General features: G+C 42.6%; 15 protein-coding genes. 2 read left to right on the forward strand and 13 right to left on the reverse strand.

Annotation, left to right across the window (positions count from 1 at the left end; all coding sequences use genetic code 11):
• Positions 1-5: 5 nt before the first annotated feature.
• Together PR808_RS17055 and PR808_RS17060 are read left to right on the forward strand one after the other, a co-directional pair.
• A complete protein-coding gene (locus PR808_RS17055; protein WP_272539771.1) occupies positions 6-872 on the forward strand; it encodes a PepSY-associated TM helix domain-containing protein in 867 nt (288 codons plus the stop codon).
• Positions 872-1,975 carry an ABC transporter substrate-binding protein gene (locus PR808_RS17060; protein WP_272539772.1) on the forward strand — a complete coding sequence of 368 codons (1,104 nt, stop codon included), beginning with the start codon at positions 872-874 and terminating at the stop codon, positions 1,973-1,975. The genes PR808_RS17055 and PR808_RS17060 overlap by 1 nt, the downstream gene beginning before the upstream one ends.
• Before the next feature lie 73 nt (positions 1,976-2,048).
• Here PR808_RS17060 and PR808_RS17065 read toward each other — a convergent pair whose 3' ends face one another.
• From PR808_RS17065 to atpI, 13 genes are all read right to left on the reverse strand, one after another.
• Positions 2,049-3,215 carry a hypothetical protein gene (locus PR808_RS17065; RefSeq protein ID WP_272539773.1) on the reverse strand — a complete coding sequence of 389 codons (1,167 nt, stop codon included), beginning with the start codon at positions 3,213-3,215 and terminating at the stop codon, positions 2,049-2,051.
• Between the two features lie 165 nt (positions 3,216-3,380).
• On the reverse strand, positions 3,381-4,679 hold the full coding sequence (locus PR808_RS17070) for an SLC13 family permease (protein ID WP_272539774.1): 1,299 nt from the start codon (positions 4,677-4,679) through the stop codon (positions 3,381-3,383).
• A gap of 275 nt (positions 4,680-4,954) precedes the next feature.
• The gene (glmS, locus tag PR808_RS17075) at positions 4,955-6,787 is read right to left on the reverse strand and encodes a glutamine--fructose-6-phosphate transaminase (isomerizing) (protein ID WP_272539775.1); all 1,833 of its coding nucleotides are present in this window, start codon (positions 6,785-6,787) and stop codon (positions 4,955-4,957) included.
• A 195-nt stretch (positions 6,788-6,982) separates the two neighbouring features.
• On the reverse strand, positions 6,983-8,353 hold the full coding sequence (glmU, locus tag PR808_RS17080; RefSeq protein ID WP_206085541.1) for a bifunctional UDP-N-acetylglucosamine diphosphorylase/glucosamine-1-phosphate N-acetyltransferase GlmU: 1,371 nt from the start codon (positions 8,351-8,353) through the stop codon (positions 6,983-6,985).
• Positions 8,354-8,479: 126 nt separating this feature from the next.
• A complete protein-coding gene (locus tag PR808_RS17085) occupies positions 8,480-8,905 on the reverse strand; it encodes a F0F1 ATP synthase subunit epsilon (RefSeq protein ID WP_042846797.1) in 426 nt (141 codons plus the stop codon).
• A gap of 21 nt (positions 8,906-8,926) precedes the next feature.
• Positions 8,927-10,309, reverse strand: coding sequence for a F0F1 ATP synthase subunit beta (atpD, locus tag PR808_RS17090; protein ID WP_206085533.1), 1,383 nt, complete (start codon positions 10,307-10,309; stop codon positions 8,927-8,929).
• A gap of 34 nt (positions 10,310-10,343) precedes the next feature.
• Positions 10,344-11,207: a F0F1 ATP synthase subunit gamma gene (gene atpG, locus PR808_RS17095; protein WP_004906741.1), complete on the reverse strand. Its 864-nt coding sequence runs from the start codon at positions 11,205-11,207 to the stop codon at positions 10,344-10,346.
• Between the two features lie 52 nt (positions 11,208-11,259).
• A complete protein-coding gene (gene atpA, locus PR808_RS17100) occupies positions 11,260-12,801 on the reverse strand; it encodes a F0F1 ATP synthase subunit alpha (RefSeq protein WP_206085531.1) in 1,542 nt (513 codons plus the stop codon).
• A gap of 14 nt (positions 12,802-12,815) precedes the next feature.
• Positions 12,816-13,349: a F0F1 ATP synthase subunit delta gene (gene atpH, locus PR808_RS17105; protein WP_206085529.1), complete on the reverse strand. Its 534-nt coding sequence runs from the start codon at positions 13,347-13,349 to the stop codon at positions 12,816-12,818.
• A 12-nt stretch (positions 13,350-13,361) separates the two neighbouring features.
• Complete coding sequence (gene atpF / locus PR808_RS17110; protein WP_004906301.1) at positions 13,362-13,832, reverse strand: F0F1 ATP synthase subunit B; 471 nt, start codon at positions 13,830-13,832, stop codon at positions 13,362-13,364.
• 44 nt (positions 13,833-13,876) lie between these two features.
• A complete protein-coding gene (gene atpE / locus PR808_RS17115; protein ID WP_004093904.1) occupies positions 13,877-14,116 on the reverse strand; it encodes a F0F1 ATP synthase subunit C in 240 nt (79 codons plus the stop codon).
• A gap of 47 nt (positions 14,117-14,163) precedes the next feature.
• Entirely contained in the window at positions 14,164-14,982 is an 819-nt protein-coding gene (gene atpB / locus PR808_RS17120; protein WP_042846803.1) for a F0F1 ATP synthase subunit A, read from the reverse strand.
• Positions 14,983-15,015: 33 nt separating this feature from the next.
• Complete coding sequence (gene atpI / locus PR808_RS17125) at positions 15,016-15,393, reverse strand: F0F1 ATP synthase subunit I (RefSeq protein WP_206085521.1); 378 nt, start codon at positions 15,391-15,393, stop codon at positions 15,016-15,018.
• Positions 15,394-15,619 lie beyond the last annotated feature (226 nt).

Genomic DNA, 15,619 nt, shown 5'->3' on the forward strand with positions numbered 1-15,619 from the left:
TCGTGATGGCTAAGCATTCTTCACGTCAATATTGGCTAAAAATCCATTTATGGCTCGGCTTAGTGATCGGTTTTTTCATTGCTATTTTAGGCATTTCTGGGTCGCTACTATTACTGAAGAAGCCTATTTTAGAATGGGAAATTGGCCAACATGTGTTGTATGCCACGCCGCATACACAAGGGGCATTGCTGTCGTCAGACATTTGGCGACAGCAAGCGACAAATAGCTATCCACAGCTCAATAAAGTAATGGGAGTTGCACCACCGAACAGTGGCTTTATTCCTGCAACGAATGCGATGGTGTTTGGCTCTGTTACCCCATCGAATAAACTGGGTATCGCCTTTATTGACCCAATCAATGCAGATGCAAAAGGGTTTGTTATTTTTGATGATTTACTCTTTGCCAAAGTAGTTTCATTACACCGTTTGCTGCTATTACCTCCTGACATAGGAAGCTGGTTGGTATTGACTTGTGGCGTGGTGTTGATCGTATCAATAGTGAGTGGTGCCCTATTATGGTGGCCAAGGAAAAACGTATTTTCCATGTTAGTGCATTGGAAAAAAGGCCTAAAAAATGGGGCAAAATGGCGTCAATGGCACTATTTCTTTGCTATCTATTTTACTCTCCCACTTTTTATTATTGCCTTCAGCGGTGTGCTGCTAGCCCGCCCCGATTTATTCACTTCATTAATTTCAGCCCAAGAAATCAAAGGTTTGGTTTCAACTCTCCATAGCGAAATTGGACTGGGTTTCTTTGGGCTGCTTATTGTGTTTTTTTCCGGCTTTTTATTGCCCTTTCTGTATATCAGTGGCGTGGTGATTTGGTGGAAAAAACGGCGCTCTTCTGCGCTATCGGTTAATAGGATAACATAATGAAATTATTACTTTCTTTACTCTCATTCGGTCTCTTTTCATTTTCAATCTACAGCCAAGCAGTAACTGTGACTGATATTACTGGCCGGCAAGTGCAAGTTCCTGATCACGTTCAGCGCATTTTGCTGGGGGAAGGACGGATGATTTACCCCCTTTCCATTTTAGAAAAAGAAGCACCGTTCCAACGAATAATTGGGTGGCAAGGGGATTTTCGCGATTTAGATGTGCAAGGTTATGCCGCTTACAAGGTCGTGTTTAAACAAATTGATGATATTCCGACTGTCGGCGGTGGCTCAGAAGATACATTCAGTATCGAGAAAGCCTTAGCCCTGCAACCTGATTTAGTTATTTTACCGCTAACCGGTGGACATGGCCCCGGAGCTGGCAGTGAAGCCGCCCGTTTATTAGAATCCGCAGGGATTGCAGTGATCCACGTGGATTTTAGCCAGCACCCTATCAAACACACCCAGCTGAGTATGAAAATACTCGGTCAAGCCATTGGAAAAGAAGCTCAAGCGAATCAGTTTAATGCCTATTACCAACAAAAAATGGATGAAATTATTGCACGCATTCCAACCAATATAGAGACAAAAAATAAGCCAACGATTTTTGTGGATTATCTTCCCGGCTTACAAGAATGTTGCGGCTCACCGGGAAAAGGCAGCATGACGGATATGATAAACCTTGCTGGTGGTATCGCAATTGGTGAAAAAATTATTCCTGGGGCAATTGGTAAACTCAACCCAGAGTTTATTTTGGCAAGCCAACCCGATGTATATGTCGCAACTGGCGTTTTCCCTGAAGGTAAAGCAGGAGTCACCGTTGGCTATTCCGCCACGGAACAAGCTGCACAATCGAGTTTAAAAGCCATTTCGATGCGCAAGCCTATTGGGCAATTACGGGCTGTCGAACAAGGGCGAGTACATGGCTTATGGCATATTTTCTATGATTCACCTGAAAATATTATCGCCTTTCAATCATTAGCTAAATGGTTGCACCCAGAGTTGTTTAACGATATTGACCCTGAAGCTACCCGCAAAGAAATGTACCAACAATTTATGCCAATCCCCGCGACTGGGGTATTTTCCTTGACGTTGAAATAACATTTTATTTGGGTGAGTCAGTTATAGAAACTCATAGCCGACTCACCATTTAAAAAGATGCTGTTTGTGCCACTTAAGGCGCTGAAAAAATACCTCTTTTATCCTCAATTATAATTTGATTCAACGGTTTATGAATTCCACCATCATCCGTATGCAAAATAAATACAAATAAAATCTGACAAAGTACTGATTGAGGATAATCTCTAGGCCGGTATTTTGAATATATCTGCCACCCATTTGCAGAGTACCTTTCATACATTCTTTTCATTGCATCAACAACAGAATTAGCCGCTTGCCCCTTATTGATTTTAGTCGATTTTTTTTGGTGATAGATAAAGGCATCCGTAACCGTCTTAGTGATAATATGAAAAACTTGCCCAACAGATATACTTTCTAGTAAATTAACTATGTTTTTCGTTGTTTTTTCACCAATTTGAAAAGAAGTAAATCCGTATTCAGACATTTCATTATTAAGATAAAAAAAACACTCATATAAATTATTTTCTTTGCATAGATTGATTAAAATTTCTTTATTTGTATTTATAAAATAAATATCTGATAATTTATCTTCCAATAAATCAATTATAACTGATAAGTTATCTGTTTCCGCGACAATAACCTCCCAACACATTGATATTTTATTAAAGTGAATATCATCTTCGCTCACCGTTAACCGTTTTAAATTCGTTGATGAGCTAATAGCCAGTACACCTTCAGCATAGAGTTTTTCAATAATATACCTGTCAAATTCACAACTCGGCGTCAGTTTTTTACACTTCTGACTTTCAATACTTTCTAAATACATTAGGTTTTCATCTGCACTATGGCGTATCAACGCAAGCAAATAAACACTGTTTTCAAATGAAATATCATTGATACTTATTGCTTTTTCTTTTTTACAAAGCATCATCATATCAATGTACTCTATCTTTTCGAGTCGTTCCTTTTCATTTTCAATACGAATACAATCAATGCATATATGTTCTAAATGACTTAAATGACTAAAGTGGCTTCTATCTTTTAGTGGTTCCATTTCGCCACAGGAAACACATTGTAGTTTTAAACAATAGGCTTTACAGCTTTTAGCAACTATTGCTTTTATTTCTTTCGTTTTTAACTGTGTTTTTTCTTCTAATTTAAGCATTGAATATGAAAAACGACCATTTTCATTAACTTGCCAATATAACTGACAAAAAGATTCATATTCTTTATCAATTACATCAATAAATATAATTTCCATATTTTATTTCCTTATTTTTTTTATAATTTTATATTAAAAAAAACAAAAAATAGAAGCTATATTTTTAGATAATAAAAAAGGTTCATTACGATAAAATAATGAACCTTTGACTAACGCAATATGGTAAGGCAACAATTGCAAATAAAATCCCCTTTTTGGGTAAAACTAAGAAGGGATCACTCCCAGCAATCTAAACCAAAAATAATCCAGAGGAACTAACAAGAGGAAAGTCAGTATAAATAATATAATACATAATCTAACGCCATCCATTAATGGTACTTTGCCCATCCCCATAGCCACAACAATGGGTGATGCCTGATAAGGCAACAATGGCGTTGAATAACCAATAACTTGTACCATCAGTACGGCAATCATGGGTAACTCAGTTGCAGTGGAGAGAGATTCAGCCAGCGGTGTATATAATGCAGGAACACCATTAGCCGTTACGACAAAGTTTAACCCGCTGGTCAACCCAACTAAGCTACCAAAATCTATAAATGGGCTATTAGGGTCCAATGGCAATAATTTTTGAAGGTAAGTACCTACTACCATTCCGACATTTGAATAACTAACTAAGGTTGCTAGGCTTAAAATCCCCGCTACATAAATACAGGTGCGAATATTTACCGCTTGAACAAATTCATCATTGGTCACAAACCCCACTTTCGGTAGCAAACATAAACATGCCGCCACTAAACCGACCCATGCAGGAGAAACACCATGAGTGGTATCTGTTATCCAGAAAAGTAAGGTTATTGCCAAAAGAAGGCCTAATTTTTTCTCATTACGGCTCATCGGCGGTAATTTTTTTTGTTCAGTCATCGGCTGTAATTTGGCAGGAAATAGAAAATAGATACTCAGAACAACTAAAAGACCTTTGATTAGCCCCAAAATAGGCATATGGAGAAATAGGTAGTTTAGATAAGATAGCTTTATTCCATAGGTGGTTTCTATTGCACCAGCCATCACTAAATTCGGTACGTTAGCAGGTAGTATCGTGGCTGAAAGTTGGAATGTACCAAACCCGACAGCTAATGCTAACCCTATGCGGCCTCGGCTACCACTTTCTAATCTGACTTTATCGGCTATCGCCATCACAATCGGCATCAATAGTGCAATCCGCCCCATGTTCGATGGCATAATAAAAGCCAACCCATAAGCAAGGAGCACCACACCTGTAATCAGCTTTAACCATGAACTCGTAAAACGCCCTGAGATATGTTGAGCAATACGCTCTGCCAGTCCAACTTTATTAATCGCAAAGCCAAGGATAAAACCACTTAACACAAGCCAAAAAGCTTCTGAAGTGAACCCTGAAAAAATCACATTGGTCGGGGCTAAATGTAAACATGCTGCTGCGGCTAAAAACAGTAATGCCACCAAGTATTCAGGGAGTTTCCCTGTTGCCCAAAACCCAATTGTAATTGCGATAACAACCGCACTCAGCCATTCTATCTCTGCCATCCACGTCGCCTTCTATTGGTTTTTATTATTGTTCAAAAAGATGAGTTGATATGCACTCAATTTTATTTTTAATCCACCAAAAATAAAATATGCAGACCAATGAAATAACAACAGCAAGTGACGAATTTATGAAGTTTTTTTTATGCGTTAGAGTGGAGAAAAATTCGTCGTTTCTAAAAATATTTCCTGAAAATTACGACTTATATTAATAAAAAGCCGATATAACCTAATTAATTATAGTTATACCGGCTGCAATCTAAATGAGTTGATGCTGATTATTCAACCGTCACTGATTTCGCTAGGTTACGTGGTTGGTCAACGTCTGTTCCTTTGATTAATGCAACATGGTAAGACAACAGTTGCAGTGGAACAGTGTAGAAAATCGGTGCGATCAATTCTTCAACATGTGGCAGCGAAACAATTTTCATGTTTTCACTTGCGACAAAACCAGCGTCTTGGTCAGCGAACACATACAGTAGACCGCCACGAGCACGTACTTCTTCAATATTGGATTTCAGTTTTTCCAATAATTCATTGTTAGGTGCGATGATGATAACTGGCATATCTGCATCAATTAACGCTAATGGGCCGTGTTTTAATTCACCCGCGGCATAAGCTTCAGCGTGGATGTATGAAATCTCTTTTAATTTCAATGCCCCTTCAACTGCGATAGGGAATTGATCGCCACGACCTAAAAACAAGGCATGGTGTTTATCAGAGAAATCTTCGGCTAACGCTTCAATGACTTTATCTTGTGACAGCATGCTTTCAATACGCGCAGGGAGCGCATGTAATGCATGAGAAATACTTTCTTCTAACTCAGGGTTTGCGCCTTTTAAACGGCCCATGTACGCCACTAACATCAGTAAAACAGTTAATTGGGTAGTGAACGCTTTGGTTGATGCCACACCAATTTCTGCCCCTGCTTTTGTCATCAGTGCAAATTCAGACTCACGCACCAATGAAGAACCCGCGACGTTACAAACAGCTAACGAGGTCAAGTAGCCTAACTCTTTTGATAAACGCAGCGCAGCCAATGTATCTGCAGTTTCACCTGATTGGGACAACGTTATCATCAAGCTATTTTTGCGATGCGCTGGGTTACGGTAACGATACTCTGAAGCAATCTCCACATCACATGGGATACCCGCTAAGGATTCAAACCAGTAACGTGCAACCATCCCTGCGTTGTAAGAAGTTCCACAAGCAACAATTTGAATGTGCTCAACTTGGGAAAGAATTTCGTTCGCTTTCGGGCCTAACTCGCTTAAATCGATACCGTTGTCTTTATCAAAACGCCCTTCAAGGGTGTTTTTAATGGCCATCGGCTGTTCATAAATTTCTTTCTGCATGTAATGGCGATACACGCCTTTATCGCCTGCATCATATTGAACGTTCGATTCAATTTGTTCGCGCTCAACTGGCACACCGCTATTATCAAAGATACGAACAGTACGACGAGTGACTTCAGCAACATCCCCTTCTTCAAGGTAGATGAAACGGCGAGTCACGGGTAACAGCGCCAGTTGGTCAGAAGCTAAGAAGTTTTCGCCGACACCCAGACCGATAACCAATGGGCTACCAGAGCGTGCAGCGACTAATAATTCAGGAATACGGCTATCCATAATCACGGTACCGTAAGCGCCGCGTAACTGAGGGATAACACGTTGAACCACTTCCACCAGCGTGCCACCTTTTTGTTGTTCATGATGAACAAGGTGTGCAATCACTTCAGTGTCAGTTTCTGAACTAAAGACATAACCCTGTTTTTTCAGTTCGTCTTTGAGTTCTAAATAGTTTTCAATAATACCGTTGTGAACAACAGCAATATAACCAGACGTATGCGGATGCGCATTACGTTCACTTGGAATACCATGTGTCGCCCAACGGGTATGTGCAATCCCCGTTCCGCCAGATACTGGGTTTTTCTCTGCTTCTTCCGCCAGCATTTGCACTTTGCCCACTTCACGTAAGCGTTGTAAATGACCTTCGTGGTCAACAACAGCCATACCCGCTGAGTCATAACCACGATATTCAAGACGACGAAGACCTTCTAACAGAATTTCTGCGATATCACGTTGTGCAACAGCACCTACAATTCCACACATATTTTATTGATTCCTAGACAAAAGGTTCCTTTCTTTAGAAACCTTCATTTGTCGTAACCTAATTGCTTTTCAGCTTTCGCTGTTCCCCAGCCTTGTAGAAAATGGGGAGATATTTTTATGCCACCTTAGGTAGCTATTTTATAATTTACTACTTTTTATATTCAAAGGGGCAATCGGCCCCTTATCAAAATTCACTTATTTTTTCTTTACTGGACGCTGCCAGTTTTTAATGTGCATTTGCTTAACGCGGCTGACCACTAATTCGTCTTCGTTAACATCTCGAGTGACTGTCGTGCCAGCACCAATGGTGGCGCCTTTTGCTACCGAAACAGGGGCAACTAATTGAGTATCAGAGCCGACAAACACATCATCACCAATAATGGTTTTATGTTTATTCGCGCCATCATAGTTGCATGTGATGGTTCCTGCGCCGATATTCACGTTATCACCAATTTGCGCATCGCCAAGGTAACTTAAATGCCCCGCTTTTGAGCCTAAACCTAAAGTGGCATTTTTCATTTCAACGAAATTACCCACATGCGCTTTAGCCGCTAATTTAGCACCAGGACGCAAACGAGCAAAAGGACCAACCGTACATTCTGATGATAATTCAGAGTTTTCTATGACTGAATACGGGCTTATCACTGAGTTATCACCAATAACGCAGTTCCTTAAAATACAACCAGATTGAATTTGTACGTTGTTACCAAGCGTCACATTCCCTTCGATAATGACATTGGTATCGATAATAATGTCACGCCCATGGGTCAATGTGCCGCGTATATCAAAACGCTCAGGGTCGATTAGCATCACCCCCGCAAGTAACAATTTTTCTGCTTGTTCTTTCTGGTAAACACGCTCAAGTGCAGCTAGTTGCAGACGGTTATTAACCCCTTCCATTTCACTTAAACGGCTTGGGTGAACGGTCGCTACTTTATTACCTTCTTTATGAGCAAGAGCAATAATATCCGTTATGTAGTATTCGCCTTGCGCATTATCGTTGTTCAATTGAGCCAACCAACGTTTGAAATCTTTACCGCTTGCAACCATGATCCCAGTGTTAATCTCTTGGATTTTACGTTGCTCTTCAGTCGCATCTTTTTGCTCAATGATTCCGACAACTTCATTATTTTCACGGATGATACGGCCATAACCTGTTGGGTTATCTAAAATCACGGTCAATAAGCCAATGCCGCCTTGGGGCTTAACTTCAATCAGGCGATCTAACGTGTCTTTCGCAATCAAAGGCACATCGCCATATAACATGACGATATCTTCATCATCTTGGAAACTTGGTGCCGCCTGTTGCATTGCATGCCCAGTACCGAGCTGTTCTGCTTGCAGAACCCAATTTAAATTCTGCTCACCCAGTTTTTCTTTCAGTAAATCACCGCCATGCCCGTATACCAGATGGATATCTGATGCACCGATTGATTTTGCAGTATCAATTACGTGCTGAACCATTGGTTTGCCCGCAAGTAAATGCAAAACTTTAGGCAAATCTGAATACATCCGTGTGCCTTTACCGGCAGCTAAAATTACGACACTTTTTCTTTGCACAGTCATTTTTCCTGAAACTCCAACTTTGGGATGAAAGTAAACCTATTTCCTATCTAAAATACTACATATTTCGCTCAAATAAAAAAGCCAGTTAGGATTAACCAACTGGCTTTTTTTACTATACCGCTATCATTACATTAGCTTTTTAGTTAACTCGATGACTCGAAGTTTCGCTATTGCTTTTGCAAGTTCTGCCGATGCCTGAGCATAATCAACATCGCCGTGTGCTTTACGGACGTGTTCTTCCGCTTTGCGTTTAGACTCCACTGCACGAGCTTCGTCTAAATCTTTACCACGGATCGCTGTATCAGCGAGTACGATAACACCGTTTGGTTGAACTTCTAAAATACCGCCAGAGAGGTAAATTAGTTCTTCTTCACCAAACTGCTTGGTAATACGTACCATGCCCGGTTTTATGGCAGTCAGCAGCGGGGTATGCTGTGGATAAATCCCCAGCTCACCTTCACTACCTGTCACCTGAATTTTCTGTACTAGGCCTTCAAACATTTGTTTTTCAGCACTCACTACAGTCAGGTGGTATGTCATTGCAGCTACCATATCAACCTCCTGTCAGCTGGATTAAAGCTTTTTCGCTTTTTCCACAGCTTCTTCAATGGTACCAACCATATAGAACGCTTGTTCTGGCAGGTGGTCGTAATCACCGTTCAGGATACCGCCGAAGCCACGAATAGTGTCTTTCAGGGAAACGAACTTACCTGGTGAACCGGTAAATACTTCAGCAACGAAGAATGGTTGAGACAGGAAGCGCTGGATCTTACGAGCACGAGCAACAACCAGTTTGTCTTCTTCAGACAGTTCATCCATACCCAGAATTGCAATGATATCTTTCAGTTCTTGGTAACGTTGCAGAATAGACTGAACGCCACGTGCAACATCATAGTGCTCTTGACCAACGACGAGTGGGTCTAACTGACGGCTAGTAGAATCCAGAGGGTCAACCGCTGGGTAGATACCCAGAGATGCGATTTGACGGCTCAGAACTACCGTTGCGTCTAAGTGAGCAAAGGTTGTTGCTGGTGATGGGTCAGTCAAGTCATCCGCAGGAACGTAAACCGCTTGTACGGAAGTGATAGAACCCGTTTGAGTTGAGGTAATACGTTCTTGCAGAACACCCATCTCTTCCGCCAGCGTTGGCTGATAACCTACCGCTGATGGCATACGACCTAACAGTGCTGATACTTCAGTACCTGCTAAGGTGTAACGATAAATGTTGTCAACAAACAGCAGTACGTCACGACCTTCGTCACGGAATTTCTCAGCCATAGTCAGACCAGTCAACGCAACGCGCAGACGGTTTCCTGGTGGCTCATTCATCTGGCCATAAACCAGTGATACTTTATCCAGAACGTTTGAGTCGGTCATTTCATGATAGAAGTCGTTCCCTTCACGAGTACGCTCACCAACACCCGCGAACACTGAGTAACCTGAGTGCTCAATCGCGATGTTACGGATCAGTTCCATCATGTTTACTGTTTTACCAACACCCGCACCACCGAACAGACCAACTTTACCACCTTTTGCGAATGGACAGATTAAGTCCATTACTTTGATACCGGTTTCCAGCAGTTCTGTTGAGTTAGCTAACTCTTCGTAGCTTGGTGCTGCACGGTGAATTGACCAGCGCTCTTCTTCGCCGATATCACCTTTCATATCAATAGGCTGACCCAGAACGTTCATGATACGTCCTAAAGTTGCTTTACCTACTGGTACTTCGATTGGGTGCTCTAAGTTTACTACTTGTAAACCACGGCTCAGGCCATCAGATGTACCCATTGCGATACAACGGACAACACCACCGCCTAACTGTTGTTGAACTTCCAACACCAGTTTTTCTTTACCGTTAACAACCTCAAGAGCGTCGTACACTTTTGGTACGTCATCTTGAGGGAACTCGACGTCCACAACGGCGCCGATTACCTGGATAATCTTTCCAGTAGCCATCTTGAATCCTCTACGTAATTCGTAAACCTAGCTGTTAAACCGCGGAAGCACCCGAAACGATTTCGGTAAGCTCCTGAGTAATGCTGGCCTGACGAGCTTTGTTGTAAACCAACTGCAACTCTTTGATCAGGTTTCCACCATTATCAGTAGCGGCTTTCATCGCTACCATTCGTGCGGCCTGCTCACTAGCCAGGTTTTCAACGACGCCCTGATAAACCTGCGACTCGATATAACGACGTAGCAGGGTATCCAGCAACGCCTTAGGATCGGGTTCGTATATATAATCCCAAGACTTCTTCTTCAATGTTTCGTCATTGCTTGCAGGCAATGGCAGTAATTGAAGAATAGTTGGCTCCTGAGACATTGTATTGATGAACTTGTTAGTCACCACATACAGTTTATCCAAACGCCCTTCATCATAGGCTTGTAGCATAGTGTTAACTGGACCAATCAAATCCGAAAGCGTTGGGTTATCCCCCATTCCGGTGACTTGTGTTACGACGTTACCGCCCACAGAACCGAAGAATGAAACCGCTTTAGAACCGATTAAAGCCAAATCAACCTGAACGTTTTTCTCAGACCATGACTTCATGTCCGCTAGTAGCTTTTTGAACAAGTTAATGTTCAAGCCACCACACAGACCACGGTCTGTTGAAACAACCAGATACCCGACACGCTTAACTTCACGCTCTTCGAGATATGGGTGTTTATATTCCAGATTACCTAACGCTAGGTGACCAATCACACTGCGCATGGTTTCTGCATAAGGACGGCTGGCCGCCATGCGTTCCTGCGTTTTACGCATTTTGGACGCAGCGACCATTTCCATCGCTTTAGTGATCTTTTGTGTATTTTGTACACTTCCGATCTTGGAACGTATCTCTTTTGCGCCGGCCATTTCTGCTTCTCCTTATTAACCAGACGGCCCTAAAAATTCGGGCCGAATAGTATTACCAGGACTGAGTTGCTTTAAATGATTCGAGCAGTTTTTTCAACTTGCCTTCGATATCATCGTTATAGCTACCAGCCGGGCCAATTTCGTTCATAAGGTCAGCATGCTCGCGCTGTGCAAAAGAAACTAAAGCAGCTTCAAACGCACCAATTTTCGCTAACTCAACATCATCCAAGAATCCACGTTCTGCCGCGAACAGAGACAGTGCCTGCTCTGCTACTGACATCGGTGCATACTGTTTCTGTTTCAGCAGTTCAGTGACTTTTTGACCATGACTTAACTGTTTACGAGTCGCGTCATCGAGGTCGGAAGCAAACTGAGCAAACGCTGCAAGTTCACGATACTGAGCAAGTGCAGTACGGATACCACCAGACAGTTTCTTAATGATTTTAGTCTGAGCAGCACCACCAACACGAGATACTGAAATACCTGGGTTAACCGCTGGACGAATACCAGAGTTAAACAGGTTAGATTCCAGGAAGATCTGACCATCTGTAATCGAAATTACGTTTGTTGGTACGAATGCAGAAACGTCACCAGCTTGGGTTTCAATGATAGGCAGAGCCGTCAGTGAACCTGTTTGGCCTTTAACTTCACCTTTCGTAAAGTTTTCTACGTATTCAGCGTTAACGCGAGCAGCACGCTCAAGTAAACGTGAGTGCAGATAGAAAACGTCACCAGGGTAAGCTTCACGTCCTGGTGGACGACGTAACAACAGTGAAATTTGACGGTATGCAACAGCCTGTTTAGACAGGTCATCGTATACGATCAGTGCGTCTTCACCGCGGTCACGGAAATATTCACCCATCGCGCAACCAGCATATGGTGCTAAGTATTGCAGAGCAGCTGATTCAGATGCTGTAGCAACAACAACGATAGTGTTTTGCAGTGCGCCGTGCTCTTCCAGTTTACGAACTACGTTAGAAACAGTAGACGCTTTCTGGCCGATAGCCACGTACACACATTTGATACCTGAGTCGCGTTGGTTGATGATCGCATCGATTGCCAAAGCAGTTTTACCTGTTTGACGGTCACCGATGACAAGCTCACGCTGACCACGACCAATTGGAATCATCGCATCGACTGATTTATAACCAGTCTGTACAGGTTGATCAACGGATTGACGATCGATAACGCCTGGTGCAATAACTTCTACCGGTGAGAAGCCATCGTTATCAACAGGACCTTTACCATCAATTGGTTGACCCAGTGTATTCACAACACGTCCTAACAGGCCACGGCCTACTGGAACTTCAAGAATACGACCAGTACATTTAACTTTCATGCCTTCTGCCAAGTCGGCATAAGGACCCATGACAACCGCACCAACAGAGTCACGCTCTAAGTTCAATGCGATAGCGTAACGGTTGCCAGGCAGTGCGATCATCTCACCCTGCATGACTTCGGCTAAACCGTGAATACGAATGATACCGTCGTTAACGGATACAATCGTACCTTCATTGTGAGCTTCACTCACAACATCGAACTGAGCAATACGCTGTTTGATCAGTTCGCTGATTTCGGTGGAATTCAGTTGCATATGCTCCAGTCCCCTTAAGACTGCAAGACGTCAGTTAAACGCTCTAAGCGACCGCGGATACTCCCGTCAATAACGAGGTCTCCAGCACGAATGATCACTCCAGCAATAACAGACTTATCAATTTTGCAATTCAGCTTAACTTTGCGTGACAGACGTTTTTCCATCGCTGCAGAAATTTTAGCTGACTGCTGTTCGCTCAGTTCGTTAGCAGAGATGACATCAACCTCAATGGTTGATTCCAAAGCATCGCGCAATTGAATAAATTGAGCTAATACTTCTGGTAGCGTCGTTAAACGCCCGTTGTCTGCCATCACACGAATCAGATTCTGAACATGCTCGTCAATTTCATCTCCACAAACAGAGATAAACGTTTTAGCTAATGTTTCTGGTGCAATAGAACCAGAAAGCAGCTCACCAACCTGTTCATTGCGCGTCACCAGTGAGGTGAAGGCCAGCATATTCTGCCATTTTTCGACAGCTTGGTTTTCCACAGCAAAGTCAAAAGCTGCTTTGGCGTAGGGGCGAGCTACAGTAGCGATTTCAGACATGCCCCTCCCTCCTTACAGTTCAGCGACTAGTTTATCAACGATGTCGCTGTTAGCAGCTTCATCCACGGAACGTTCGATGATCTTCTCGGCACCTGCGATAGCAAGCATCGCAACCTGTTTACGTAACTCTTCACGTGCACGTTTACGCTCAGCATCAATTTCAGCTTGCGCTTGTGCGACGATTTTTGCACGTTCTGCTTCTGCTTCTGCTTTTGCTTCATCAATCATTTGAACACGCTGTTTGTTCGCTTGTTCAATGATGACTTGAGCTTCAGCTTTCGCTTTTTTCAGTCGGTCGGTTGCGTCGGTTTGCGCCAGTTCCAGGTTCTTTTTAGCACGTTCTGCAGAAGATAAGCCGTCAGCAATTTCTTTTTGACGTTTTTCAATGGCCGCCATAATCGGTGGCCATACATACTTCATACAGAACCAAACAAACAGGACAAACGCGATAGCCTGGCCGAGGATTGTTGCATTTAGATTCACAGACAATACCTCTTATTCATTAGTGAATTAATGTTCTACGTTAATTAGGCAACAGCGAACATTACATACAAGCCCAGACCAACAGCAATCATCGGAATAGCATCGACCAGACCCATTACGATAAAGAACTGTGTACGCAGCAGAGGAATTAAATCTGGCTGACGAGCAGCACCTTCTAAAAATTTACCACCTAGGATGCCGATACCGATCGCAGCACCGATCGCCGCTAAGCCCATCATCACAGCGGCAGCCATGTACAGCAGATCCATACTCAGGTTTTCCATGACAGTCTCCAGTTTGTTTCAGTTAATACAATTATTGATTAATAAAATTAGTGCTCTTCAGATGCCATCGACAGATAGACAACAGTCAGAACCATAAAAATAAAGGCTTGTAGCGTAATAATCAGTATGTGGAAGATAGCCCAAGGTAGGCTTAACAACCACTGTGACCACCACGGAAGCAGAGCCGCGATAAGAATAAAGATCAATTCACCTGCATACATGTTACCAAACAGTCGCAGACCGAGTGATACAGGTTTTGACAGCAGGCTTACCCCTTCAAGAATCAAGTTGACTGGAATAAAGACAGGATGATTAAAAGGCTGCATTGTGAGCTCTTTAGTAAATCCGCCAATTCCTTTCATCTTGATGCTGTAAAAGAGGATTAGGATAAACACACCAATTGCCATCGATAGAGTGACACTAACATCTGCGGTTGGTACTGCACGTAGTGCAGGTAACCCGAGATAATGCTCAGCAATATACGGAAGGAAATCAATTGGGAGTAAATCCATCAGGTTCATTAAGAATACCCAGACGAACACCGTTAATGCTAAAGGAGCAATAACTTTGCTCTTACCGTGATACATATCACGGACTGAGTTATCAACGAAACCAATGATCAGTTCTATTGCAGTCTGTAACTTACCGGGTACGCCACTAGTCGCATTGGCTGCAACTCTTCTAAATAGCCACAGGAACAGAGCCCCGAGAACTACTGAGAAAAAAAGCGAGTCAATGTTCAACGTCCAAAATGTTGGACTAGCGTGGGGATCGACCAACTTAAAGGTACTCAGGTCCAACTGAAGGTTTCTCAGATGGTGGCCTATGTAATCCTCTGTAGTCATCACTTCTCCTGATGCAGACATGATGCCTCTTACCCTTTTGTAGTTTAAAAATACTTACCGTTTAAAAACGGCTGGTGCAACAATCTGAACAATTAGCACCGCTAAATAGGTCAAACCCAGTGGTGTTAATGACGCTTTGAACACACCGAAAGCAACAACTAAAACAACGATAGTTGTAACAACCTTTAGCCCTGCTCCTAATGCTAAGAACCAGGCAATGCGGACAGGTTCATCCTCTTCTTTTGCTTTCTGAAATTGTGCTAGCAGCATAAATACGATATTTGGTAACCAGCATGCTAACCCACCAGCAAGAGCAGAGGCCCCCCATTCTATACTATTTGCACAGAAAGCCCCACTGAGGATCACTAAAGTTATAAACTGAACAGACAACTGCTTTACAGCATGCTTGTTGTCATAAAGGGATACAGACATAACTTTTTGTATACTCCCAGCTCTTCTCAGCCTCAGAAACGCTAAGTGTTGTATAAAACTGCCTTTGCGTAAATGTGTCAAGAGACAAAAACGTGCAAATTATACGGGCAGGCGAAATGAATTCAATCAGTAAGTAGCGAAAAGGTGAATAAATATTTAATTTTTTCGAGTCAGCGCAGAATTGTCGCTGTAATAATTAATAAATAGTTAATGAATTGCTACATTC

It is taken from the genome of Providencia sp. PROV197 (genome assembly GCF_028479625.1).
Taxonomy (GTDB): domain Bacteria; phylum Pseudomonadota; class Gammaproteobacteria; order Enterobacterales; family Enterobacteriaceae; genus Providencia; species Providencia vermicola.